The organism is Alteromonas macleodii (assembly GCF_903772925.1).
Classification (GTDB): Bacteria; Pseudomonadota; Gammaproteobacteria; order Enterobacterales; family Alteromonadaceae; genus Alteromonas; species Alteromonas macleodii_A.
This window is the reverse complement of sequence record NZ_LR812090.1, coordinates 2,800,000-2,824,781: the sequence shown is the minus strand read 5'-3', so window position 1 is coordinate 2,824,781 and position 24,782 is coordinate 2,800,000. Positions and strand designations below refer to the sequence as shown.

The window sequence follows — 24,782 nt, the reverse complement described above, 5'->3', positions numbered from 1 at the left end:
TTATTTTTCTCCGTTTATGTCGTTGTTGTGTTGGCACTTTGAATTGGAGGCAGTTTTCACTACTTCAATAGCTCGCCCATCCGTTGCTTGTTTTGAAACGCCAGAGCTAACCTGGCTTTTAGAGGGACAGGACACTTCTGCAGGTGTTGAAAAGTGCGATGTTACTTTACTGGTCACGAGCTGCGCGCCAAGCATACCGCCAATAGTAACCCAAGAACCGTTAACGTTAATTAATCCGCGATGATCCATTGTAGGCGCTTCAGCTTCTGTTTTTGAGATAACCCAGGTGCCTTCGGCAATATCAAAGGTCCATATGGCGTCATCTGCAGTTGAAGGCTCGCCGTTATAGCCGATGCCATTGTAGTTGTACGGGTTAGTTGAACCGCCTACAAAATAGATTTTATTGGTGGCCTTATCGCCCGCTGCCGCCATGCGATAGCGCGCAGTACCTGTTGGATGGTCAAGTGTACGCCAATCAATCTTTAAAGGGTTTTTCTTATCAATTACGCCTTTAAAGCAGGCAGTTTCTGCAGCGAAGCTACGGCGTTTATCGCTGTGAGGTGTTACTGATACGCCGTCACAAATTACTATAGTGTTATTAACGATACCTCCAGCTTGACCGAATACCGGGTTGCCAAGAAAAGGGCTCGCTTGTTGCCATTGGTCGGTTTGCGTATCATAAACCTGCACAAGGTTTACGTTCCCATCGTTGTGCCAGCCAGAAATTAAGTACACGTAACGGTCTTGGTAGACTAAAGCAGTTGCATCATCAACAGGCACAGGCATAGGCGTTAATAGCGTATATTCCCCTGTTACAGGAGCGTATTTATAAACATCTGGCGTACTAATTTCATTGTGTTCTTCATCAACCGTGTAACCGCCAAAAATATAAATGCTGTCATTAACGCCCACTGCTACTGAAGCCAACCGACCTTTAAGTGCAAGGCTGGATGGAACTGGGGTAAGGGCTTGCCATTGCAAAGGTTTATCTTTGCTATCAATAGGAAGCTGCCAAGCACGGTTGTGCACGTCTTTATGGGTCTTGTCTTTGCCCAGCCCCATAAAACTAAATACATATTGTGTTTCGTCTATGGTTACAGAAGCTACGGCATTGTTTGAAACAGGCTCTGGCAGCGCGGGAAGGACGATAGGCGCAGCTGCTGCTGAGACAGTCGCTGCAGAAGCAATGATAAAGGCACCCACCACGAAAGAAAGTCGGGGCACTGCACTTTGGAAAATGCGTAGAGCAATGGTTCTTGGCTTTTTTAATAACACAGCAATCTTCAGTTTTATCTAAATTTCGAACGTTTGGCCGCGTATTCTACCTGTCACCTTTTTGTTTTTCCGCAAAAGTTTGTACCTGCTTAAAACTCTTCTTTTCTTATTGCTTCTGCAAATAACAATCTATCAGTAAAAACAATACGTTTATTTAATTGTTGTTGTAAATAATTTGTTAAATTTAGCGCTAAGTCTATTGAAGATTGTTCAGGGAGAAGATATGGCGGGCGTGTTTCACCAATGTGGTCAAAGCATTTGCAAACGTACAAGAGACGAAATGGATGATCGTGCACGTATCATCGCGCATGCACTTGCTGAGCAAGGTGTGTGCGATAACGATGTAGTAGCTATTCTTATGCGAAATCACGTCGATATATTCGAAATAGTAGAGGCATGCCGATATGTGGGTTCGCGCTATGTTCTGCTAAATTGGCACAGCCCCATTGTCGAACTTGTGCCTATTCTGGGCGACTGCGGTGCTAAAGTGCTGTTCGCGCATCGCGATTTACTAAAGGGGGAGAATGACCTCCAATCATTGTCATTCGTTCCCACCTTGGCAGTGATATACACGATTAAAACGCCGGACAGCATTTTAGAGCGCTATCACCTTATAGATAATTCACTGTTAGCCTCAGAGCCGAAAAATGGGGAAAAGTATCAGTGCCTTGATACGCTATTAGCTGCCCCAAACGCAAAGCGCCACAGTAAAACGCCAAAACGCTTTAAGGGCATGTTTCCGTACACGTCGGGCAGTACAGGAAAACCCAAAGGCATTAAGCGCGATGAAGACTTAACGCGGCCAGACCCTTATTTAATATTCAAAGGACTCTCTGAAGCGTTAATGCAATTGTCGGAAGGCGATCGCTTTTTCGTATCTGCACCGCTTTATCACAGCGCACCACATGCGCTTACGCTCTGCTGTTTAGCAGCGGGTAATATTGATGTATACATTGAGCCTAAATTCGACCCCGAACGCTTTTTACAAGACATAGAGCGGTTTAAACTTACTCACGCCTATATTGTTCCCACCATGATGGTGAGGCTACTTAAACTGCCCGAGTCGATAAGAAGCAAATACGACACTTCAAGTTTGCGTTTTGCCTTATCAACTGGGTCCGCACTGCCAAGCGACGTGAAAGAAGCAATGATTAACTGGTTTGGGCCAATTTTCTATGAGTCTTATGGTGCTAGTGAATTGGGCTTCATGACCTTAATTTCATCTCAAGAGGCTTTAGCTAAGCCTAATTCTGTGGGTAAACCCATTCCCGGTGCCGCAATTAAAATACTGAGCGACAATAAAGAGGAGTGTGAAGTAGGGGACATTGGCGTTATATATGCGCACCTTTCCATGTTCGCGCCATTCAAATATACCAATACTACGGGCGCTTCGAGTGACTTACACGCTGGTGAATTCACGACATTAGGCGATATGGGTTATGTGGACAAAGATGGTTACTTATATATTTGCGATAGAAAAAAAGACATGATCATCTCAGGTGGCGCCAATATATTTCCTGCTGAAATAGAGAGCGTCATCATAGAAATGCCTGAGGTTACAGACTGTGCGGTATTCGGTGTGCCTGATGCTGAGTATGGCGAAAAAGTTGTGGTGGCTGTTCAATGCTCACCCGGCAATACGCTTTCTATTGATACGCTACACGGGTATTTAGGTGGCAAGCTAGCGCGGTTTAAGTGGCCTAAAATGTTACAAATACTCGATGCTCTGCCCAGAGAAGATACGGGTAAAATATTTAAGAACAAACTTAGAGCTCAATTTAGTCAATAAAAGAAATCACTAAAGCTATTTTGAAGGTTTTGTGAAGGTATAAATTAACACTGGTCATGACCCTGTGCATTCGTGGTACATTGGACTTATTAGAATAAAAAATAAGTAGCCGCAGACGGTAAAAGCGATAAAAGAAAGGAACTGGGAAACCTCCTGTTCGTAAACATAAGCACGGTACTAAGGCAGTTGCTGCAACGCTGACGTTTAACTAATTCCAGTGGGGCAATCGGCAGAGCAGACCACTTTACCATTCAAAATCGTTACCATAAGCCGCAACAACGCAAAGGGTAAACTATGAGAAGAGCAGTTATCACCGGTCTTGGTATCGTATCAAGCATCGGCGTAAATAAAGAAGACGTACTTGCTTCACTAAAAGCGGGTAAGTCTGGAATTACATTTTCAGAACAGTTCGCCGAAATGGGCCTTCGCAGCCAAGTTTGGGGCGACATTGATATCGATTTAAAAGAGCACATCGACCGTAAAGCTATGCGTTTTATGGGCGATGCAGCGGGCTACGCATACGTGGCAATGCAGCAAGCTATTGCAGACTCTGGTTTAGAAGAAAGTGACATTTCAAACGAGCGCACAGGTATTATCGCAGGCTCAGGTGGCGCGTCTTCTGAAAACCAAGTACTTTCTGCAGATATTCTTCGCGAAAAGGGCGTTAAGCGTGTTGGTCCATACATGGTTCCTCGCTGTATGGCATCTACGGTATCGGCTTGCCTAGCGACACCGTTTAAAATTCGCGGCGCGAACTATTCGATTGCCTCGGCGTGTGCAACCAGCGCCCACTGTATTGGTAATGCGCTAGAGCTTATTCAGCTTGGTAAGCAAGACGTAGTATTCGCCGGTGGCGGCGAAGAACTACATTGGTCACTATCAAGCCAATTCGACGCTATGGGCGCACTAAGCTCCAAATATAACGATAATCCAGCTGTGGCATCACGTACTTATGATGCGGCACGCGACGGCTTTGTAAGTTCAGGCGGCGGCGGTATGGTCGTTGTTGAAGAACTTGAGCACGCACTAGCACGCGGCGCAAAAATCTACGGTGAAGTAGTAGGTTACGGTGCTACATCAGATGGCTTCGACATGGTTGCACCATCGGGTGAAGGCGCAATTCGCTGTATGAAGGTGGCGATGCAAAATATCGATGCTCCAATCGATTACTTGAATACCCACGGTACATCAACGCCTGTAGGTGATGTAAAAGAACTTGCGGCGATTCAAGAAGTGTTTGGCCAAGCCGGCGTACCTATTAGTGCAACAAAGTCTCTGACAGGTCACGCACTAGGTGCAGCGGGTGTAAACGAAGCTATCTATAGCTTGTTGATGATGGAAAATAACTTTATCGCGCCATCAATTAACATCGACACGCTGGACGATGCAGCACAAGGGCTAGATATTGTTACTGAAGCACGTGAAGCAACGCTAAACACAGTGATGTCAAATAGCTTTGGCTTCGGCGGCACTAACGCAACGTTAGTTATGCAGCGTTATAATGGCTAGTCAAAGAAGCTAGGTACAGAAAATTTTTAGCTTCATTTTAAGAAGCTTTAAACTAAAAAGGGCGTAAACCTGAACACCTTGAGTGTTTGTGTTAACGCCCTTTTTTATTACCGTTTTTCAATTAAACCTGCATTTTGATGACAATCACTTTAGCAACGTTGTTGCTTGAGTGATTGTAATCGAGAGTTTTATAGGTGAAGCAAACGTCCCACATTCGTTACTATGAAGTGTCAGCAATAAGCTTTTAGCTATCACGCCTCCGCAATGCACAATATCCTGTACATGTGCTCATTTGCAGTCTAAACTTGTCCTATATAATGTACAAGTGGGGTGAAAAATGCGAATTGTCTCTTTTACAGAAGCAAGAAATGGATTAAAAGCCGTTTTGGACAATGTAGTCAACGATGCAGATACAACAGTAATCACGCGTCGTGACTCAGAAGATGCGGTTGTAATGTCATTAGATTACTACAACAGCCTTATGGAAACCGTTCATCTACTTCGTTCTCCAGCGAATGCTGAACACTTAAATCGTTCGATTACACAGTTTAAAGCGGCAAAAACGGCACAGCGAGAACTTATTGATGAGTGACAGGTTGTTGTCATGGACTGATGAAGCTTGGAATAGCTACGTTTATTGGCAATCCCAAGACAAGAAAACCTTGAAACGTATCAATAAATTAATAACCGATGTTAAGCGCTCTCCATTTGATGGAATTGGAAAGCCTGAACCTTTAAAAGAAAATCTTGCTGGTTTCTGGTCACGTAGAATAGATGACACCAACCGTTTGGTATATGCCGTGGATGATACCGCAATTACGGTTATCTCGTGTCGTTACCATTACTAGCTGGTGTCCGCTAACAATCTAATAAAGTCGCTCGCGGGCTCGATGGGCAGCAAACGTGGCGGTTGCTTCACTTCGTTTTGTTTATAGCCCTAATTGATAAGAGAACAAATTAAAAGTTGTTTTTGTTTTTTTGTCTAGAGCTTTCTAAAATAAAGATTGCGAACACGACCGTTAGATATCCTGAAGCCATTCACCTCACCGTGAACATCGCGCTCAAATAGGATATCGCCAACTTGTGAGCTAAAAAAGTCACCTTTGACTGGCGCAATATAATGGTCGTTTAGGCGGTGATGAGAAATTTTTAGTTGTTTATTTTCCGGTGAAAAGTGGTAAGTGGAAGAAAGCTCAGGGCTGAAGTAACTGCCGGCGAATTGCGATAACCAGGTTTTGGTTATTTTGACTGGTGTATAGCCAACCGACACATACGTATCGACATTGTCTACCTGCACTGTCATTAAGCTTTCATCGTCATCTTTAGTAAACTCAACATAAATCTCTCCCTCTACATTCAGCATTTTAAAGGTGTTTTCGCTGATAGGAGCGAGTACGCTTACGTCGTCTTGGCCTCTTGAATACATTAGTTTACCGTTTTCTAAATAAATCTCTCGTGAGTACGCTTCTGGTTCATACCAATAGTGGCCCACATAGGCATTGAGTGTCTCTTCATCTAACTCAATAGAATCAGATATTTGTTTAGGTGAGATCGACTCCAGAAATGCGTTAGCAATCGCGTTCTGAGGTGGAGGGGTGTCTTTCTCCAAAAGTCTGTCAGCAATTTGTAGAGCCAATTCCCATGGCCTTGCGTCTGCGCCATTATTCAATATTGCTATTGCTAAATTTTGTTTAGGGAATCGAGCCAAATACGAACGAAATCCTGCGTCTCCGCCGCTATGCTGAATATATTTGGTACCTTTGTAATAGCTAATAAATTGCCCATATGCGCCACCAAATGTTTCTCCATTGTTTAAGGACGCAAGGGTATTCATTTGCTCGATTATAGCAGGGCTACCCACAGTCGGTTCGCTAAAATTAGCTGACCATTTCAGCAGATCTTCTGCGGTCGTAAACAAACTGGTTGCACCAACATTTGAAAAGTTCAACACACTTTTTTTGTAACCATTACCATCGAGCTGGTATGAGTAGGCCCTATTGCTAACGATCTTCTGATGGTCGTCATAAAACAAGCTGTTACTCATATTCAATGGCGTGAACAGCCTTTCTTGTGTGAATTGAGCAAAAGATTTACCGCTAACACGTGCAACAACCTCTGCTAATAGTGTAAACCCGGTATTTGAGTACAGAAACTCTTCTCCCGGTTTGAAGTTTAGCTCTTTTTGTCGGGCTACTATTTTTAGTACGTGTTCGGTAGTGATTACGTCATCTAATCGCCAACCAGCCATACGCAACAAATTCCATTGATCTCGCATGCCGCTTGTATGTGATGCTAAGTGTCGTAAAGTTATGGTGTGACCAAAGTCTGGCACTTCTGGGATGTATTGTCGTATGTCATCATCGAAATTTAACTTACCTTCTTCTGCAAGTAGAAGAATGGCGAATACGGTAAATTGCTTGGATACAGATGCAACGTGAAACATAGTTTCTGGCGTAACAGGTATATCGTATTCTAGGTTTGCACTACCATAACCTTTTGAAAATATAATCTCTCCATTCTGCAGAACTGCAACTGAGGCCCCAGGCTTTTTAATATCATCGAATTGGGCAAATAGTCGGTCAAGCTCGATAGTTTGTTGTGATGGGCTATTAAGAGGCTTTTCAGTTTTTGAAGATGGTTGGCAGGCGAATAAACCAATCAATAGTAGAAAACCAATGACTAGACGTGCTGCAAAATTAGACATTATAACGATTCCTTGTTATCACTTATTTTCAATTTTTCCGATGAAGAGCAAACTTCAATACGCTGCAGAAAACCGCAATTACTATTTACAGGAAAAGGTTAGAGTAAAGTTGTTTGAATTTGTAGGCAAACATATTTTCTATTAACTACCCACTGACAAAAGTGCTTTTGTACTTATTATTTTAACTTTGACTTGGTTGCTATTTCCTATCATTTGCTAAATATACTAAGTTTATAACGAATTTATTTAGTATCAGTTGGCCTAAAAAAGCAGTTTTCCTCAGATACTAACAGGCGTAGGTTTCACAAATACCAACACAAACATTTTTTGAATGAATCAGGTCATCAAAAAGACAGTTGTAACAAAGAGTAGAATATAGTACTTGTTCACTTTATAATCAGTTGAAGCTGTACAATTTCATCAAGGATGCTGAGTATGATATTTAATAAGAAATCGATTTTCGTGGTGGTTTGGGTACTTTTTTCCTTACATGCATTGGCTAATAACTCCAGCATTAAACGCTCGGAAAGTGTTGGGGTCGTAAGCGGAATACTAGCTAGTAAAACGAGCATTGCTGAAATACCTTTAATGTACAATAGCAGTCGTGAAAATATGGCGCGGGCTTATGGCTTAAAGGCGCAATACCCTTTAGAGCTTTTTTTAGGGAATAGCAGCTATCGCTCGTGCAGAATGTATTATAAAGACGAGAGTTACACCGCTGAAGAATATATTACTTTTGTTAATAAGTACGCGGGTGCCAGTATTGAACTCAGTGGTGTTCAGCGACATTACGGTGCTGGTGGTCTGCAATGCACTTTTACCGGGTTTAAAGTACTGGCAAGCGCTGAAGACGTTGCCAAAAAGAAAGCAGAACAAAAAAAAGCGCAGCAAGATAAAGTCGTTGTGGCAGGCGATCATGTCATAGGAGATATGCGTGTATCGATGCTCAAATTAATGCCGGAATTTGCTCTCTTCAGGTTACTGGATGAAGACGGCAAGCCAGTTAAGGATCCGAAGCATGAATGCGGAAACAGAATATATATAGACCCAGTAATAGATAGAGGTGTAATTTATGCGTTTCGCGCTGAGCTCAACAAATATGCTAACAGAGCAATACTGAAAAACGTAAAAATGATGAATGGTAAGTGTATAGCAGAGAAGGTTGTGCCGCTTTCACTGTGACGGCAAAAAGTTGGGGGGGGGGGGTCTATTTTCCTCGCTTTTGCGCGTGAGGCAATTATGTATATATCGTACGAATAGTGCTTTGAAAACCGTTTGATGGTTAATACGAAAATCAAAGTACTGCGCCATTGTACCGAATAAAGCGACGGAAAAAATAAGAGCCGCATTTTTTTAACGCTCATTGACTAAAATTTCGCTCGGTAGGAAGTCTGCTCATTGTTTGTGCCAGTCAATTCTTCCTGAAGGGCAGAAAAGTACGTGAAGCGGTCCTAGGGGAAGTGAATTTCTCCACCTTTAAGGCCAGTAGACTCACAGTAAAATCGTCTGCATTCATCTTTGGTAAGGACACTCATAGCTTTTCGTTTGCCAGAATAGGCTATTCTTCGGCAGCGCACACTAACCCGTCACTCAAGCTGACTTTGATAATTGTGGCTTTTGTCTTCTCTAAATTAAAAAATGCTGATGTTTAACAAAGTCTGGTGTAATATTGCACCAGATGATGTCTATTGGAGTAAATGTCATGCCTCGTCAAAGTATTACTCTGACCGAAAAAAATGATGCGTGGCTCAAGAGTCATGTTGAAGATACGCGAGAATATGCAAACAAAAGTGAACTCGTGAATGATTTGATTCGCCGGGCCAGACGCGCTGAGGAAATCAATCAAAAGCTCGTCAGCGCAGAGAGAAGCGGATTCATTGAACAATCGCCTGAAGATATGCTGAAAGAATTCAAGGCTGAGTTAAAAAGATAAATGGAAAGCTACAAGCTATCGCTGAATGCAAAAAAGGATCTTAGGCGTATTTATACATATGGATTTGTAGAATTTGGCGAACTCCAAGCAGATAAGTATTTCGAAGGTTTTTTTCAGACATTTAAAAAAAATGCGAGTAATCCATCGGCATACCAATCAGTTGACCATATTCGACAGGGGTATAGACGCTGCGCTTATGGCTCAGACAGTATTTACTATCGATACAATGGTGTTGAAGTTGAGATAATGGCAATTTGGGGTGGGCAAGATGTCGTTGACTGGCTCTAAATCAAGCCAACAAAAAACTCGGTGTCCGCTCCTTGTTTTAAGCAGACCTTAAGGACGGAAACGAAGTTGCACTGCTCAACACAGTGCGTCACGTACAAATCTATATCTAACTAAGTAAAATCGTAAGCTCACCCTAATATTAGTAAAGGGCAACTGTGTTATTTCTAAGTTTCCGGAAAATAACTACTAAGCATTCCACGGCGGAATCCTAGTATTACTTAAAGCTTTTCAGCTAATTTTTGGATTGCTTCAATAACAATTTCTGGCTGCCTTTTGTGAATAGAATGCTGTCGTTCCCCTGAAAAAACAATTGTGCTATCGGTAGAGCGAGCGGCAATGTCTTCCTGCAAAGTCGCCCATACCAAATCTCTAGTTTTGGTATTATCGATTTCAGAAGATGCTTTATTGCGTGCAACCACCACCAAAGGCAAATTGCCAAAGTTAGGCGTTAATTCATTTAATTCACTAAGACTTCTTGGAAAGTATTCGGCTTCATCTAAGCTGGTATATTGATGTTTGGTTGTACTTTTTTTGGCTTTTTCTTCTGGATTAGTGTTGGAAAGATACAATCTGGGAATACCGACAGGGGCTGCCCACATTCCAAATTTGAATAGATATTTTTGAAGAGAATTCGTTTGAGGCATCTCATCTATCTGATCTTCATGGGCAGAGTCTACCAACACCAAAGCGGCTATATATTCGGGATAGGTGAGGGCATAGCGTTGCATGTTTACCCCGCCAAATGAATGGCCTACAAGGATTATTGGTGCAGTAATGTCTTTCTTTTCTAGAACCAAATGAAGTTCAGAGACAATAGTTTTACTGGTTCTCTCGTGCGGGCTTTTTTCACTCCATCCAAGGCCAGCTCTATCATAGGTAATGACCCGAGAAAACTGTGAGACTTCCTCTGCTACTTTATTCCAGACTGATGAGTCATCACCTATACCAGCATCAAAAATAACGGTAACTTTTCCTGTTCCAATATCCTCGACATACAGGCTGTAGCCATCGATATCTATCATTTCTCCACGCTTGTCAAAAGAGGTGGAATCGACATAGCTTGAATATGACTGATAAACAAAACCAACCATGAAAAGCAAAACTATGCTGACAGATAAAATTTTCAATGCGAACTTTCCCTTTCTTTGCGTTTTTGCGCTTTCAATAATATTCCACAAACTCTTGAGCGATTCAGCTAATTATTTCGGTCAAATAAACTGGTAACGACTAAATAAAGTATCTGGCTCGGGAATAGAGATTTTCCCGTAATGGCGTTTCAGTAAACCTTCACTTTCAAGCTCACCTAAAAGCTGATTAACCGTTTGCCTACTGCTATTTATCATTTGCGCCAAAGACTCCTGCGAAAGGGTGAGTGTAATCGCGTTGTTTTTAGGTAAATGCTGGCCATAGCTGGTGGTAAGCATTAATAGCCGCTTCACCAGCTGGTGTTTGAGGCTAAGCCCTGCGCTTGAGTCAATAAACTGAAACGCACTGCGCACTCGCGTGCATAAAAGGCGAGTAAAATGCGGATATAATTCTGGGTACTGCTCAAGTAATGCCTTAAACGCGTTTTTTTGAATAATAGCAACGGTGGAGTTCGTTTCACAGAAGTTGTCGTGGGTACGAGGGAGGTCGTCGAACATTGATATTTCACCAAACCAGGTGCCGGGCCCCAGCAACGCAAATAGCATTTCTCGGCCGTCTACTCCCACGGTCACAACTCTTAAGCGGCCTTCGCACACACCATAGAAACCTACACCGTCTTCACCTTTGGCATGCAATTGCTGTCCTGCTTTTAAATGCTTAAGGCGCATCTTTTCGAACATAGCCTCCTGTAAATAAGAAGGGATCGCGCTAAACCAAGTAGAGCCAGCCAGAACAGGTTTAAATTTTTCCATTTAACAAATCACTTACAATGTCGTATATCCGACAGTGTATAGCAATTACTGCGCGTAATGTAGGCGGTAAGAGAAAGTAAATAGAAGTTTCATTGAGCGCTTAAGGTGAGGAGCCTCCAGAAAGGGGCTGACAAGTCTAAAACGACAAATCTCAATGGAATCATTTTAGATATAAAAAGAGTAAAGCTATGACAGATTCAGTAAAGTCGAAGGTAAGCAGTGAAGAATGGCAAACCCGTGTTGACCTTGCCGCGTGTTACCGTGCGGTTGCTATGTATGGTTGGGATGACCTTATTTTTACTCACATTTCCGCTCGTGTACCAGGGCCTGACCATCATTTTTTAATTAACCCTTACGGTTTAATGTTTGATGAGGTTACTGCATCAAGTTTGGTAAAAGTTGACTTGCACGGTAACAAAGTAATGGAAAGCGAGTACAATATTAACCCTGCAGGTTTTACTATTCACAGCGCAGTTCATGAGGCACGTGACGATGCCAAATGCGTTTTGCATTTGCACACAGCAGAAGGCGTGGCGGTTTCCATTTTAGAGGACGGTCTACAGCCTTACTCGCAGCAGTCCCTTTTTCCACTGGCGTCCCTTTCTTATCATGCCTATGAAGGGGTGGCGTTGAACCCAGAAGAAAAAGCTCGGCTGGTTCGCGACCTTGGCGATACTCAATTTATGATTTTGCGCAATCACGGGCTTTTAACCTGTGCTGATAATATTCCAGATGCCTTTTTGTTTATGTTTATTATGCAGCGCGCCTGTGAAATTCAGCTAAAAGCCCAGGCTACAGGTAAGCCGTTGATTCCTATTCACTCGGCAATTCTTGAGGGTATTCGCGCACAAGCCGAGCAAGTTACCAGGCAAGCGGGTGGGTCACTGGCATGGCCAGGTATTAAACGTCGCGTTGAGCGTCGCTTCCCTGGATACGATAAGTAATGGTTTGAAGTTAAACGTTATCTAACAGAAAACTCTACAATGGTGAGGTAGGCAAAAAAGAACTAGGCTAATAGCTCTTATCATAAAAGCTATCGTTTTAAACAGATTGTTTGTATTTCGGCCTTATCTTAAATATTGCAGCCAACCCTGTATTAAATGACGTAAATTAAAGCCAATTAAAAGCAAGTAAATTAAGGGCGCTAGGTTACTAAAAGCCTAACTTAAGGTACACTTAGCGCCATGAAAATACTTCTTGAAGATACCATTCCTTTTGGCACAGATTACCTTAACAGCGTAGGTCAAGTTGAAACCTATGCTTGGCAGTCTCTTGTGCCAGAGATGTTGTGCGATGTTGATATTCTTGCGCTGCGTTCTACCACCAAGGTTACCCCTGAACTGTTAACGAACGCTAACAAGCTTAAGTTTGTTACCACAGCAACGGCAGGAACCAATCATCTAGATAAAATACATCTAGACAAGGTTGGTATTGTGCATAGCAGCGCAGCAGGGTGTAATGCCGTTGCAGTTGCTGAGTACGTATTAAGTGTTTTATTACATGCACAAAAAGCCCAAAAGCTCGACTTGTACAATGCGACAGTAGGTATAGTAGGGGCCGGTAACGTGGGAAGCGCGCTATCACGTATTTTAACGGCAATTGATGTTAAACACTGCTTGTACGACCCTCCGCTACAACAAGCGTTAGCAAGTACTGGTAAAACACAGCACAACGGTCAGTCGTTTGTAGATTTAGCACAAATTGCAACGTGCGACGTTGTCTCGCTTCATGTGCCTTTCATTAAAGGCGGCGACTATCCCACGTATCAGATGATCGACCAGACTTTTCTTGAAGCATTAACACCTGACCAGCTGCTTATCAATGCATGTCGGGGTGAGGTTATAGATGAAGAAGCGCTACTTAACCTGCTTCAACAAGAACAGGCGCCAACGGTGGTGCTCGATGTATTTGATAATGAGCCCGCAATAAACACAGCGTTATTTGACCATGTTTGGTTCGTTACGCCACATATTGCGGGTCACTCTGTTGAAGGCAAAGTGCGCGGTACACAAATGATTTACGAGCAAATATGTGAGGTAGTGGGTACAGCACCAGATAAAGAGCTCAGCGACTTTCTAGATAAGACCAGCCCAATAAACGGTGATTTAGCATCGCCAGAAGCATCTCGCTTATCGGTTGAAGATCTTACAGCAGTATTTCACAAGGTGTACGATGTCGCTATTGATGACGAAATAACGCGAAACGCTTTTTCAACAACATCAAAAAATAACGAAAAGACGAATTCTGATGTAGCGAATACGTTTTCTGCACTGCGCAAGCAATACAGAGTACGTCGCGAGTGCAGCGCCTATGAGTTACAATTGCCAAAGAACACCAGCAAACAAATTCAAAACACTTTCACCAAACTAGGCTTTTCCGTTAGTCTGGTTTAGATATTTTTTTATTAGGAGCATAAAGCATTATGTCGCAAGCGTTTGACGTAGCGGTACTTGGTGCCACTGGTTTAGTGGGCCAAACCATGATTGAACTATTAGAAGAGCGAGACTTTCCGGTAAACCGTTTGTATCCGCTTGCCAGTAAACGTTCAGCTGGTAGTACTGTATCGTTTAAAGGCGAAGACATTGAAGTATTAGATGCTGACGACTTCGATTGGTCATTAGTACAATTAGGTTTTTTCTCAGCCGGTGGAAGTATCTCAGCAAAATTTGCGCCGCTAGCAGCAGAAGAAGGCTGTATTGTAATCGACAATACTTCAGAGTTTCGTTACGAGCCTGATATCCCTCTTGTAGTGCCAGAAGTTAACGCGCATGCACTGGCAGAGTTTCGCAATAGAAACATAATTGCGAACCCAAACTGCTCAACTATTCAAATGTTAGTAGCACTTCAACCAATACAAGAAGCTGTTGGTATTGACCGTATTAACGTGTGTACCTACCAGTCAGTGTCTGGTGCAGGTAAAGAGGCCATGGAAGAGCTGGCTAAACAAACTGCGGGTTTGCTAAATGCTCGTGAAGTGAAGTCAGAGTCATTTAGTCGACAAATTGCCTTTAACGTTATCCCTCAAATCGATGTTTTCCAAGATAACGACTACACCAAAGAAGAAATGAAAATGCTGTGGGAAACCCAAAAAATCATGGGTGACCAAAGTATTTTGGTAAACGCTACTGCGGTACGTGTGCCTGTATTTTACGGTCATGCGGAAGCAATTCACTTAGAAACACGTTCTCCGATAGATGCACAGCATGTTAAAGAGCTTCTAGCCGATGCTCCAGGTGTTACCGTGTACGATGGAAATGAGCAGTTCCCAACTCAGGTTAGTAGTGCTAGCGGTAACGACATTGTGCACGTGGGCAGAATTAGAAACGACATTACACACCCTTGTGGCTTAAATTTATGGGTAGTTTCTGACAATATCCGTAAAGGCGCAGCAACAAACAGCATTCAAATTGCTGAAACGCTAATTCGCGATTACCTGTAAACGGTTCAACAGAGGTTCTGCCTCTGATTAATCGGATAAGCACAGGAAAAGGTAAACATTTTTCTGTGCTTGCCGATACGCAAACTAAGCAGGGTGTTTGGTGCGATGTAAAAAATGCGTCTGTTGCACTGTAAAAGAGATAACGTGTGTAGCGAAGTTGGCGTTCTTGACGCAATGGGAAGATAAATCTAAGGGCATTAAACAAGCAGCATTTAGCAAAACTTTAAACATTAGATTAGACCAATACTACTGTCTAACTAGATCACCCTGAATAACTGGTTTATAGTTTGTAGGGTTAGGAACAGAACAACGTTAAAAACAATAGTCAGTCAGACACTTAGGCGAAGAGTAAGAACTCTAAAAAGCGCAAACAAATCTTACTGCCAGGGTCATATTAGACTGAAAAACGCTAGCTTGACGATTAATGGTTTCAAGGTGGCTTAAGAATAAAAATAAAAGCCAATATATTTTTCTGTAGTGATTGGCTAAAAAATCCGCCCATACGACCGGGTGGTAAAGACGCTTGAGGGCATATAGGACTGCTATGAAATTGCATTTGACGGGCTTACTTTTACTCACATTATGTTTGTCTGGCCCTATAATCACTGTTGATGCACAAGAACGCGCTACCTTCTTAAAAGGTCCTAAAGACGCAACTGATCAATATTCGGGTCTAGAGTACGGACCTATAGACGCTAACGATACCCTGTGGCGTATCGCCGAGCGCTATCGCCAAAACAATAACCTGAGTGTTTATCAGGTTATGACTGCTATCTATGAACTCAACCCCAACGCATTTGAAAATGGCAACTTAAACTTGTTAGTAGATGGCGCAATTTTGAAGCTGCCGTCTGAGCGTTATATTGCCAGAATCGACAAACAAAAAGCCCAAATGCGAGCTGAGCAAGACGATAGGGCATTCGCTGAAACGCTTAACAAGCCTGGTAGCAGCGTAAGGAATATTAAACCAGCATCCCCATTAGTTAACCAACAAGACCTCACTCAAACACAAACTGACATTGAGCAAAAGATCACCCGCTTAGATCAAGAACAAACCCGTCAGTTTGACGAACTGCGTATGCAATTTGCCGCCTCACTAGAAAATGTTGAAGCGATTCTTAACGAAAACAGACGCTTGTACGAGCGTGTTGAGGCCGTAAACGGTGAGCTAGAAACCTTGCGTAGCCAAGTTGAAGGTGACGTTAAGAGTCAGCTTGATATGCAAGTGGCGCTGCAGCAAGAACTGCTCGATATGATTAAAGCCGAGCAAGCGCAGCGAGAAGCAGAAAAACAGTCTTCGTTTTTAAGCGCACTTACCAGCCCGCTAAGCTTAATCATCGGTTCTGCAATTCTGTCACTGTTGTTGGTAGGTGGACTCATAATGTGGTTGCTGAAACGCAACAGCAAGCCGGAAGAGGCGCCTGCACCTAGCCCTACTATTACCGCTGATAACGATGAAGTACCGGTTCCAGATGCTGACATTGATGATCTTTCAAGCGCATTAGCCCCTGACTTTGATGATAAAGCGGAGTTGTCAGATGATGATTTGTTCAATGATGACGACCTGCTTGATGACGTTCTGACTTCAGATTTAGAAGAGAGTCTCGATGACGAGCTAGAAACCTTTGCTGACCTTGAAGATGATATGTTAGTGCCAGACGATGGTGGAGACGATCTGTTCGAGGCTGGTGATGATGAGCTTGACCAGAGCGAGTTAGACAGCTTATTTGATGATGATGACCTGTCAGACAAGGTGTTAAATGACAAAGACGCAGATGACCTAGAAGGCTTTGACCTTTCAGGTGATGACGATATCTTTGATGAAGATGCGGCAGATGATAGCGAGCCTGAGGCCGCGGCTACTGAAGAAGCTGTATCAGTAGATGACGACGATTTTGATATTGATGATTTGCTTGATGATGTACAAAGTCAAGGCACCGAAGAACCTGAAAGTAATGAACTCAATGAGTCAGGTGATATAGACCCTGATGATATCCTTGCTGAGGTTAACGGAACTTCCGATGCTGAAAACGTCGACGAAGACGATATAGACGCCTTGCTTGCAAGTTCTGTTGATTCGGTATCAGAGGCTGGAGAGGAAGAAGAAAGTAATACATCTTTACCGAATGTAGAAGATGAAGACGATAAGCCAGAGATAAGCATTGACGATTTGCTTGAAGAGCATGGCGTTGATGCAGGCCTTACCGATGAGTTAGACAGTAACGATGACCTTATCAATGAGGACATGCTGAGTAAGCTCGACGATGAGATAAATCAGCAAAACAACGAAATAGATAAGATCACCGACGATTTGCTTAACGAAATAGAGCAAATTGAAATGATGGGTGGTTTAGGCGAAGAAGATGACGAAGACGATATTGAAGATGAAATAACTACATCGGCACCGTCACCTCAGTCTATCCAAAGTCTTGATGCTATCACTGATGATTTAGATGAAATAGTCACCGACGAAATAGAAACGGATGCTGATTTCAGTGACCCTCTATCCGACGACCTTATCGCTGAACTTCAGGCAGAAGATGAACTAGCGGAAGAGCCTTCAGCGGATCAAATACCTTCAGCGGATCAAATGCCCTCAGCTGCTCAAATGCCCTCAGCTGCTCAAATGCCTGAAGATGAAAACACTTCAAGTGAGTCACCTTCTCAAGCAGAAGATGAAGGGGATTTTGAGGACCCGTTTACTGACGAGTTACTCGCTGAGCTTGAAGCCGAGCTGGAAGGTGAACCAGAAGTTAGCCCAGACGCCAACCCAGACGCTCACGATGAAAATACCGACTTAACTCTTTCTGACGGCGAAGAAAACGAAGATGACTTTAGCGACCCTCTAACTGATGAGCTTCTCGCTGAACTAGAAGCTGAGGAATCTAACACCAGCGAAGACGTAGATCAGCTAACAGACGAACTGCTTTCTGAACTTGAATCTGAAATAGAGTCTGAAAATGACACAGATGCAGAATTTAATGCTGAAGACGAAACCGTTACACAACCTGAAGAAACAGAACCAGCGCTAGAAGAGCAACCTGAATTAGGAACTGAACTAGAGCCCGAACAAGATGCCGATATAGAGTCAGAATTAGAGCCTGAGCTAGAAGCAGAGCTTGAGTCTCAGCCTGAGCCTGAAGCAGAACTAGACTTCGATACTGAATCAGAAGAAGGCGAGTTAGCACCTGAAGACAAGGTTGAGGTGGACGCAGACGCTGATACCGATCTTGAAGATAATGTAGAGCCAGAAGCAGAACTTGCATTCGATACTGAATCAGAAGAAGGCGAATTAGCACCCGAAGACAAGGTAGAGGACGAGGCGCAGCAAAAGTTGGGCGCTGAAGCAGAGCTTGACCAAGATACCGATATAGGGTCAGAACCAGAGCCTGAATTAGAAGCAGAGCTAGAGTCTCAGCCAGAACCTGAAGCAGAACTAGACTTCGATACTGAATCAGAAGAAGGTGAATTAGCACCTGAAGAGAAGGTTGAGGCGGAAGCTGACGCTGATAGCGAGCTTGAAGATACTGTAGAGCCACAGTCAGAACCAGAGCTAGAGTCAGAAGAGCAGCAAGAGTTAAGCACTAATGCAGAGCCTAAACAAGGCTCTAGTACAGACGCAGAGCCAGAAGAACAACCAGAGTTGGGCACTGAAGTAGAGCCCGAACAAGATGCCGATATAGAGTCAGAACTAGAGCCTGAATTAGAAGCAGAGCTAGAGTCTCAGCCTGAGCCTGAAGCAGAGTTGGAATTCGAGGAAGAAGTAGAAGCTGAGATAGAGCCGGAACCTGAACTCGAAAGTGCCACTGAAAGCGCCGAAGACAAAACGGAAAGTGATGCAGACGATCCGTTAGATGACGCCATCGAAGCGTTTGAAAAGCAAATGATGGATGACATTCCTTCTTTCGGTGAGATAGAGCCTTCAGCAGTCGAAAAGCCTTCAGCTGAACAAGAGCCTTCATCGGATGATTTTGCCCAAGATGAATCTGAGTCACCGGCAGAAGAAGACAGTGATGATTACGACGACAGTCTGTTAGATGAAGCATTTGATGAAATAGACAGCTTTGAACTTGAGCAAGAGGTCGACGGCGTTGATGAAAGTGATCAACAACTCGAAGACTCTGGTAGTGCTGAAAACATGGACTCAGTCCAAGAGCCAGATTCAAGCGAGGATGACTCAGAAGAGAGTAAAGAAAAAGAATTCAACGAACTTGATGACGTGCCTGGTCTTGACGATTGGTTGTCAGGCTCTGACGAAGACGATGCTGTTGACGACAACGAGATACTCGATGACTTAGACAGTGCTGAGTTTGATGAACTTCTTCAAAGCCTTGAGTCAGATGATGCCGTAGATGCAAGCGATATCGAAAGTGAAGATACACAAGAGTCAGTTACCGAAAATGATGCAGATACGCTCGAACTTGAACAGGAAGCTGACGATGATGCCACGTTTGAGTTGGAAGACGATGTCGCTGACAACCTTGAAGCAACTGAAAACCTTGAACCAGCGGAAACTGACGATACCTTCGAGCTAGATGAAAACGACGAAACTTTCGAGTTAGATGATGGCGATGACATAGAATCAGCGCTGGATGATAGCGAAGAAGAAACTTTCGCCCTTGAAGACGATGACTCTGAACTAGCGTTAGACGACCTCGACATACCAGATGATGTGGACTTAGATATCGCCACGCCTGTGGAAATTGAAGAGGACCAGCAGGGTGCGGAACAAGCTGAGCCTGAAAAGGAACAAGAGGAAGAGCTGAAGCTTGATAATCCTGATTTAGATTTAGCTGCTTTACTAAGTGATGTCGACGCGGAAAGTGAGCCTCAAACGCCATCCGAAGATTTTCTTGATGTAGAAGCATTGATGGACGATGGCGACGACTCTGACGAACTTGACCCAGATAGCCAAGCGCTAGATCTCGATGTGAGTTTATCTGACTTTACTGGCGTTTCTGACGAAGACACAGTAATTGACATAGATAAAGACGCAGGGCAAAACGCCAATTTAGATTTGGCTCGTGCATACATTGAAATGGAAGATGCAGATGCTGCGAAGGAGTTGCTTGAAGAAGTAATGAAAGATGGCAGCGAAGAGCAGAAACAGGAAGCGGCTTCAATTCTACAAAAAATTACTTAATTCACTTGTAGGAGTAGGCGTAAACCTGCATTGATTGTCGTATTAAGCGGCCTGTATATTGATAAGATATACAGGCCGCTTTTGATTTCATTAACTTGCATTTATCTGCCACGCAGTAGCTGGGCTTTGATTATAAGCAGCATTGCATGTTGTAAGCGAGATGACTACACTTAGCGCCTTTTAAGAAACGGGGTAAAACTGATATGGGGCGAATTGCCTTAGGTATTGAATACGACGGTGCTGCAGTTTACGGTTGGCAACGCCAGCGCGAAGTACCGAGTGTTCAAGAGCATCTTGAAAAGGCACTATCGACAGTAGCCAACCAACCTATTGAAGTGCAATGCGCTGGACGCACTGATGCTGGTGTGCACGCGACTGGGCAAGTGGTTCACTTCAGTTGTGATGCTCCACGTTCAGAGCGCGCATGGACGCTTGGGGTTAACGCTAACCTTCCAAACTCTGTTGCCGTTACTTGGGCGAAAAACGTAAGCGATGATTTTCATGCTCGTTTTTCTGCTACCCATCGCCGCTATCGCTATGTTATCCATAATGCAAAAATGCGCCCAGCAATTTTGAACTCGGGCGTTACCCACATTCACCGTGAATTAGACGAGAGAAAAATGCACCTTGCTGCCCAAGCGCTATTGGGTGAACAGGACTTTACGTCGTTCCGTGCGGCGTTGTGCCAAAGTAAAACCCCGTTTCGCAATGTGACCGATGTAAGTGTGTATCGCCAAGGTCGCTATGTGATTATTGATATTCGTGCCAATGCGTTCTTGCATCACATGGTTCGCAATATCACCGGCGCGCTAGTTGAAATTGGGGCAGGTGAGCAAGACGTTAATTGGATTGCTCACTTATTAAGCCTAAAAGATAGAAGCAAATCAGCAGCCACGGCAAAGCCAAATGGTTTGTATCTGGTAGATGTAACTTACCCTGAAGAGCATAACTTGCCTAAACCGCCGTTAGGCCCGCTTTTTCTCCCAGAAGTATAAGCCTTTTGCCTCGCGGCCGATGTAACTCACGCCTGAGTTAGCTGCCTTTTTTACGGTAGTTAACTTAGGCAAAATCAAATGCACCACCCCCAAACCACTGCTTGCCAACTTCTAAGACCAGTTTTGTTTTTTCCATTTCGTTGTATTGTGGTCTAATAGCGCGCTATATTAGGTAGCTGTTCTATTGTGTTACGTATTTTTTCTTTGTAATACAGTATGAAACTTAAAAATTTAATGTGTTGTTGACCACAAGTATGAACAAACATTAATCGTCATGGTCGGCAAACAAAAACAAAGGATTCAATTTCCATGAGCTGGATTCAAAAAATTCTTCCTCGCACGCAAACTTCAACCAAAGGTAATGTGCCAGAAGGTATATGGACAAAGTGTGGTTCATGCCAAGCCGTGCTGTATAAGAGCGAACTGGAAAAACTTCAGGAAGTTTGCCCTAAATGCGACCACCACATGCGCATTACTGCGCGCCGTCGCATCGATGCCTTCTTAGACGATGGCGATCGCGTTGAGTTAGGTGCAGAGCACGAGCCGCAAGACGTACTTAAGTTTAAAGATTCTAAACGCTACAAAGATCGTATTGTCGCAGCGCAAAAGTCGACTAACGAAAAAGATGCCCTAGTGGTAATGCAGGGCAAGTTAAAAGGTATGCCTGTCGTCGTTGCATGTTTTGAATTTGCGTTTATGGGCGGTTCAATGGCTTCAGTAGTAGGTGCACGTTTCGTTGCCGCTGTTAATGCATGTTTAGAAAATGATATGCCGCTAATTTGCTTTAGTGCAAGTGGTGGTGCGCGTATGCAAGAAGCGCTTATGTCACTAATGCAAATGGCTAAAACATCTGCAGCGCTTGCTAAGATGAGCAAAAAAGGTTTGCCTTATATTAGTGTGCTTACCGACCCAACAATGGGTGGTGTATCTGCAAGCTTGGCAATGCTTGGTGACGTAAACGTAGCAGAGCCAAAGGCGCTTATTGGCTTCGCGGGCCCTCGCGTAATCGAGCAAACAGTAAGAGAAAAGCTGCCGGAAGGTTTCCAGCGCAGTGAATTCCTTGTTGAGAAAGGTGCAATTGATATGATCATTGACCGCAGAGATATGCGTGATAGATTACACAGCCTGTTGGTTAAGTTGCATTACAAGAATTAGTGAATAACGAAAACAATTTAAAACCTGGCTCAGTGCCAAATAAAGAAGGCGCCTCTGCGCCTTCAGCTTCGCAAAAAAGCCTGAGTCAGTGGTTATCCTACCTAGAATCTATTCATCCTAGCGCCATCGATATGGGGCTAGACAGAGTGAAAGAAGTGGCTAACGCCATGGCATTATCGCTCAGTCAGTCGCTGGTTATTACCGTCGCAGGAACAAATGGGAAAGGCACAACTTGCCGCTTGCTTGAACAAGCCATGTTATCGCAAGGCAAAAGTGTTGCGGTATACAGCTCACCTCATCTAACCGATTACCGTGAACGGGTGCGTTACAATGGCGAATTACCGCCTGCCAGTGAATTTGTCGATGCTTTTGAGTTTGTAGAAAGTGCGCGAAAGAGCAATGCTGACGAACCCATCACCTTAACTTATTTTGAATTTGGTACGCTCGCTGCAATGAAAATGATGCAGCCATGGGCAGTCGATGTAGTTATTCTTGAAGTTGGTTTAGGTGGACGCTTGGATGCTACGAACATTATAGACCCTAATCTTGCCGTTATTACGACTATTGACCTTGATCATCAGGATTGGCTTGGCAATACACGGGAAAAAATTGCTCGTGAGAAAGCCGGTATTATGCGTAAAAATGGTAGTGCAGTAGTGGGTGAACTGTTTCCGCCATCTTCTCTTTACGATGTGGCTAATGAGTTACAGGCAAACGTACGCTGGGCCACGCAAGACTTCGTCACAGTAGTGGCAAGTGACTACAACGAGTGGAGCTGGAAAGGAAAGAGTAACAGCTACGCGTCGTTACCTTATCCCAAAATCCCTCTACAAAATGCAAGCACAGCATTAGCAGCACTTGAGCTTTTAGACTTACTGCCCGAAGAAAGCGTGGTTAGGGACATTATCGAAAATACCACTATGCCGGGTCGCCAACAAACAATTAGTGAATCGCCTCTTGTTGTCGTAGATGTCGCCCATAATCCACAAGCTACCACGGCCATGCAAGAGTGGCTAAATCGTTACGATGTTAGCCAGATGCGCGTTGTTGTGGGTATGCTCAAAGATAAGTCAATTGCTGAAACCTTGGCGCCTCTTTCAGGGCTTAACGCCAAGTGGTACTTAGCTTCAACAAGTGGGCCGCGAGGTTGCAGTGCAGAAGTACTTGAAAATGCACTTGTTAATGCCGGCACAACCATAGAGAATATAGATACGTTTCAAGACGTGACTTCAGCATATCAACGTGCGCTTGCAGATTATCAAACTGGTGAACTTATTCTCGTTTTTGGTTCTTTTGTTACCGTTGCAGACGTACTTGCTGAGCAAAACTAACACGCGCATTGTAAGTAAAACCGTGTATTCAAGCAGGAGAGCACAGTGACATCGGCATTAAAGAATAGACTGGTGGGGACAATTATTGTTGTCGCCCTAGCGGTTATCTTTTTACCAGACTTTCTTGATGGCAAGAAGCAAACGAACAGAGAGCCCTTTGTCTCTGTTCCTGCAAACCCACCTAAAAAGCCCATCGTAGAGCCTGAATCTTTCCCATCAGAGCGGGTAGCGAAAGCTGCGGTTGCGGCTGTGGAGATTGAAGATGAAACAGCGTTAGATGAAGAGCTGGTTGCTTCAAGTACTGATGACAGCAAAAGTACTGACCAAGCTACTGCTGCTAAAGCGCCAGTGCCAAAAGCATTTGAAGAAAAGGACGAGCTAGCGAGCCAAACGGTTGTTGATACGAAAAGTGCTACTGCCGATGATGACGCAGGCTGGGTTATTCAGCTTGGCAGCTTTCGTCATGAAAAAAACGTAAAGGCATTGTTGGCAAAGCTAGAAAGGGCTGGGTATCGCGCGTTCAGTCGCAAAATTCAAACCAGCTCGGGGCCGCTCAATAAAGTTTTTGTAGGCCCTGATTTAGACAAAAAGAAACTGGAATCGGCACTTCCCCATTTGAAAGAGCTAACGAAACTCAAAGGGAAAGTCACCACGTTCAAAGTTGAGTAGGGCGAATTCTTTCTACTTGAACCACGCTTACTGAAAGGAAGTGTCACGGATTGCATTACAGACTAGTAATATTTCTATCTTCTGTTAGAATGCGCGCCATCTCGCCAAAGGCTCGTTGCTTCATCACAAAAAGCAACATCAACGCAATAAAGAGACGATGAACTGGGTAGACTTTTCCATACTGGGTATCATTGCGGTATCTACCTTAATAAGCCTTATTAGAGGGTTTGTTAAAGAAGCCATCTCGTTAGTGGTGTGGTTTGCTGCACTCTTTATTTCAAGTAATTTCTACGCTGACCTTGCAGTTTACTTTACAGCCATTGACGATCCTTATCTGAAAAACGGCGCTGCAATCGCTGCGCTATTTATTACAACGCTCATTCTGGGCGGCATGATCAATTACGTCATAAGCCAATTGGTACAAGCAACGGGGTTGTCTGGCACAGACAGGGCCCTTGGTATAGTTTTTGGTGCTCTGCGTGGCGTGTTGATAGTTAGCGCATTGCTCTTTTTTATGGATACCTTCACCGGCGCCGCTTCCTCTAATTGGTGGCAAGCATCGGTGCTCATTCCAGAGTTTGGTGTCATCATTGAGTGGTTTTTCAGTTATGTGAAAGACTCCTCCAGTTTCTTAAATCCCGCTTGAAATAGGTA

The 24,782-nt window shown here is 43.8% G+C and carries 20 protein-coding genes; 16 read left to right on the top strand and 4 right to left on the bottom strand.

Features of this window, described 5'->3' with window-relative positions:
* Nucleotides 1–1,275 (bottom strand): Kelch repeat-containing protein, encoded by a 1,275-nt coding sequence (locus PCAR9_RS12240; protein ID WP_179983835.1) that lies wholly within the window; start codon nucleotides 1,273–1,275, stop codon nucleotides 1–3.
* Nucleotides 1,276–1,498: 223 nt separating this feature from the next.
* Between PCAR9_RS12240 and PCAR9_RS12235 the strand changes: the two genes are divergently transcribed.
* The 4 genes from PCAR9_RS12235 (at nucleotide 1,499) to PCAR9_RS12220 (ending at nucleotide 5,421) form a co-directional block, all read left to right on the top strand.
* On the top strand, nucleotides 1,499–3,064 hold the full coding sequence (locus PCAR9_RS12235; protein ID WP_179983834.1) for an AMP-binding protein: 1,566 nt from the start codon (nucleotides 1,499–1,501) through the stop codon (nucleotides 3,062–3,064).
* A 294-nt stretch (nucleotides 3,065–3,358) separates the two neighbouring features.
* Nucleotides 3,359–4,573, top strand: coding sequence for a beta-ketoacyl-ACP synthase I (fabB, locus tag PCAR9_RS12230; protein ID WP_179983833.1), 1,215 nt, complete (start codon nucleotides 3,359–3,361; stop codon nucleotides 4,571–4,573).
* Between the two features lie 337 nt (nucleotides 4,574–4,910).
* Nucleotides 4,911–5,165, top strand: coding sequence for a type II toxin-antitoxin system Phd/YefM family antitoxin (locus tag PCAR9_RS12225; protein ID WP_118493715.1), 255 nt, complete (start codon nucleotides 4,911–4,913; stop codon nucleotides 5,163–5,165).
* Nucleotides 5,158–5,421 (top strand): Txe/YoeB family addiction module toxin, encoded by a 264-nt coding sequence (locus tag PCAR9_RS12220; RefSeq protein ID WP_179983832.1) that lies wholly within the window; start codon nucleotides 5,158–5,160, stop codon nucleotides 5,419–5,421. The genes PCAR9_RS12225 and PCAR9_RS12220 overlap by 8 nt, the downstream gene beginning before the upstream one ends.
* Nucleotides 5,422–5,555: 134 nt before the next feature.
* Here the strand turns inward: PCAR9_RS12220 and PCAR9_RS12215 are convergent, their stop codons facing one another.
* Nucleotides 5,556–7,277: a serine hydrolase domain-containing protein gene (locus PCAR9_RS12215; protein WP_179983831.1), complete on the bottom strand. Its 1,722-nt coding sequence runs from the start codon at nucleotides 7,275–7,277 to the stop codon at nucleotides 5,556–5,558.
* A gap of 435 nt (nucleotides 7,278–7,712) precedes the next feature.
* Here PCAR9_RS12215 and PCAR9_RS12210 point away from each other — a divergent pair, with 435 nt between their 5' ends.
* The 3 genes from PCAR9_RS12210 (at nucleotide 7,713) to PCAR9_RS12200 (ending at nucleotide 9,498) form a co-directional block, all read left to right on the top strand.
* Nucleotides 7,713–8,459 (top strand): hypothetical protein, encoded by a 747-nt coding sequence (locus PCAR9_RS12210; protein WP_179983830.1) that lies wholly within the window; start codon nucleotides 7,713–7,715, stop codon nucleotides 8,457–8,459.
* 520 nt (nucleotides 8,460–8,979) lie between these two features.
* Entirely contained in the window at nucleotides 8,980–9,210 is a 231-nt protein-coding gene (locus tag PCAR9_RS12205) for a ribbon-helix-helix domain-containing protein (RefSeq protein ID WP_118493727.1), read from the top strand.
* A complete protein-coding gene (locus PCAR9_RS12200; RefSeq protein WP_179983829.1) occupies nucleotides 9,211–9,498 on the top strand; it encodes a type II toxin-antitoxin system RelE/ParE family toxin in 288 nt (95 codons plus the stop codon). It begins immediately after the preceding gene.
* Between the two features lie 218 nt (nucleotides 9,499–9,716).
* Here the strand turns inward: PCAR9_RS12200 and PCAR9_RS12195 are convergent, their stop codons facing one another.
* Together PCAR9_RS12195 and PCAR9_RS12190 are read right to left on the bottom strand one after the other, a co-directional pair.
* A complete protein-coding gene (locus tag PCAR9_RS12195) occupies nucleotides 9,717–10,625 on the bottom strand; it encodes an alpha/beta hydrolase (RefSeq protein ID WP_179983828.1) in 909 nt (302 codons plus the stop codon).
* 81 nt (nucleotides 10,626–10,706) lie between these two features.
* Nucleotides 10,707–11,396, bottom strand: coding sequence for a Crp/Fnr family transcriptional regulator (locus PCAR9_RS12190; RefSeq protein WP_179983827.1), 690 nt, complete (start codon nucleotides 11,394–11,396; stop codon nucleotides 10,707–10,709).
* Nucleotides 11,397–11,584: 188 nt separating this feature from the next.
* Between PCAR9_RS12190 and PCAR9_RS12185 the strand changes: the two genes are divergently transcribed.
* From PCAR9_RS12185 to PCAR9_RS12145, 9 genes are all read left to right on the top strand, one after another.
* Nucleotides 11,585–12,340 (top strand): class II aldolase/adducin family protein, encoded by a 756-nt coding sequence (locus tag PCAR9_RS12185; protein ID WP_179983826.1) that lies wholly within the window; start codon nucleotides 11,585–11,587, stop codon nucleotides 12,338–12,340.
* Between the two features lie 240 nt (nucleotides 12,341–12,580).
* Nucleotides 12,581–13,789, top strand: a complete 1,209-nt coding sequence (locus PCAR9_RS12180; protein WP_179983825.1) for a 4-phosphoerythronate dehydrogenase — start codon at nucleotides 12,581–12,583, stop codon at nucleotides 13,787–13,789.
* A gap of 29 nt (nucleotides 13,790–13,818) precedes the next feature.
* Nucleotides 13,819–14,835 carry an aspartate-semialdehyde dehydrogenase gene (locus PCAR9_RS12175; RefSeq protein WP_179983824.1) on the top strand — a complete coding sequence of 339 codons (1,017 nt, stop codon included), beginning with the start codon at nucleotides 13,819–13,821 and terminating at the stop codon, nucleotides 14,833–14,835.
* 544 nt (nucleotides 14,836–15,379) lie between these two features.
* Nucleotides 15,380–19,978 carry a FimV/HubP family polar landmark protein gene (locus tag PCAR9_RS12170; protein WP_179983823.1) on the top strand — a complete coding sequence of 1,533 codons (4,599 nt, stop codon included), beginning with the start codon at nucleotides 15,380–15,382 and terminating at the stop codon, nucleotides 19,976–19,978.
* 203 nt (nucleotides 19,979–20,181) lie between these two features.
* A complete protein-coding gene (gene truA, locus PCAR9_RS12165) occupies nucleotides 20,182–20,973 on the top strand; it encodes a tRNA pseudouridine(38-40) synthase TruA (protein WP_179983822.1) in 792 nt (263 codons plus the stop codon).
* A 309-nt stretch (nucleotides 20,974–21,282) separates the two neighbouring features.
* Nucleotides 21,283–22,128 carry an acetyl-CoA carboxylase, carboxyltransferase subunit beta gene (accD, locus tag PCAR9_RS12160; RefSeq protein ID WP_179983821.1) on the top strand — a complete coding sequence of 282 codons (846 nt, stop codon included), beginning with the start codon at nucleotides 21,283–21,285 and terminating at the stop codon, nucleotides 22,126–22,128.
* A complete protein-coding gene (gene folC, locus PCAR9_RS12155; RefSeq protein ID WP_179983820.1) occupies nucleotides 22,128–23,459 on the top strand; it encodes a bifunctional tetrahydrofolate synthase/dihydrofolate synthase in 1,332 nt (443 codons plus the stop codon). Before accD ends, folC begins: the two co-directional genes overlap by 1 nt.
* A 45-nt stretch (nucleotides 23,460–23,504) precedes the next feature.
* Nucleotides 23,505–24,128, top strand: coding sequence for an SPOR domain-containing protein (locus tag PCAR9_RS12150; RefSeq protein WP_179983819.1), 624 nt, complete (start codon nucleotides 23,505–23,507; stop codon nucleotides 24,126–24,128).
* A gap of 157 nt (nucleotides 24,129–24,285) precedes the next feature.
* Complete coding sequence (locus PCAR9_RS12145; RefSeq protein WP_179983818.1) at nucleotides 24,286–24,774, top strand: CvpA family protein; 489 nt, start codon at nucleotides 24,286–24,288, stop codon at nucleotides 24,772–24,774.
* Nucleotides 24,775–24,782: the final 8 nt, after the last annotated feature.

Bases quoted from the DNA above. Each gene is read 5' to 3' on its own strand.
- PCAR9_RS12235 (WP_179983834.1), top strand. From the start codon at position 1,499: ATGGCGGGCGTGTTTCACCAATGTGGTCAAAGCATTTGCAAACGTACA.
- fabB (WP_179983833.1), top strand. From the start codon at position 3,359: ATGAGAAGAGCAGTTATCACCGGTCTTGGTATCGTATCAAGCATCGGC.
- PCAR9_RS12225 (WP_118493715.1), top strand. From the start codon at position 4,911: ATGCGAATTGTCTCTTTTACAGAAGCAAGAAATGGATTAAAAGCCGTT.
- PCAR9_RS12220 (WP_179983832.1), top strand. From the start codon at position 5,158: ATGAGTGACAGGTTGTTGTCATGGACTGATGAAGCTTGGAATAGCTAC.
- PCAR9_RS12215 (WP_179983831.1), bottom strand. From the start codon at position 7,277: ATGTCTAATTTTGCAGCACGTCTAGTCATTGGTTTTCTACTATTGATT.
- PCAR9_RS12210 (WP_179983830.1), top strand. From the start codon at position 7,713: ATGATATTTAATAAGAAATCGATTTTCGTGGTGGTTTGGGTACTTTTT.
- PCAR9_RS12205 (WP_118493727.1), top strand. From the start codon at position 8,980: ATGCCTCGTCAAAGTATTACTCTGACCGAAAAAAATGATGCGTGGCTC.
- PCAR9_RS12200 (WP_179983829.1), top strand. From the start codon at position 9,211: ATGGAAAGCTACAAGCTATCGCTGAATGCAAAAAAGGATCTTAGGCGT.
- PCAR9_RS12190 (WP_179983827.1), bottom strand. From the start codon at position 11,396: ATGGAAAAATTTAAACCTGTTCTGGCTGGCTCTACTTGGTTTAGCGCG.
- PCAR9_RS12185 (WP_179983826.1), top strand. From the start codon at position 11,585: ATGACAGATTCAGTAAAGTCGAAGGTAAGCAGTGAAGAATGGCAAACC.
- PCAR9_RS12180 (WP_179983825.1), top strand. From the start codon at position 12,581: ATGAAAATACTTCTTGAAGATACCATTCCTTTTGGCACAGATTACCTT.
- PCAR9_RS12175 (WP_179983824.1), top strand. From the start codon at position 13,819: ATGTCGCAAGCGTTTGACGTAGCGGTACTTGGTGCCACTGGTTTAGTG.
- PCAR9_RS12170 (WP_179983823.1), top strand. From the start codon at position 15,380: ATGAAATTGCATTTGACGGGCTTACTTTTACTCACATTATGTTTGTCT.
- truA (WP_179983822.1), top strand. From the start codon at position 20,182: ATGGGGCGAATTGCCTTAGGTATTGAATACGACGGTGCTGCAGTTTAC.
- accD (WP_179983821.1), top strand. From the start codon at position 21,283: ATGAGCTGGATTCAAAAAATTCTTCCTCGCACGCAAACTTCAACCAAA.
- PCAR9_RS12145 (WP_179983818.1), top strand. From the start codon at position 24,286: ATGAACTGGGTAGACTTTTCCATACTGGGTATCATTGCGGTATCTACC.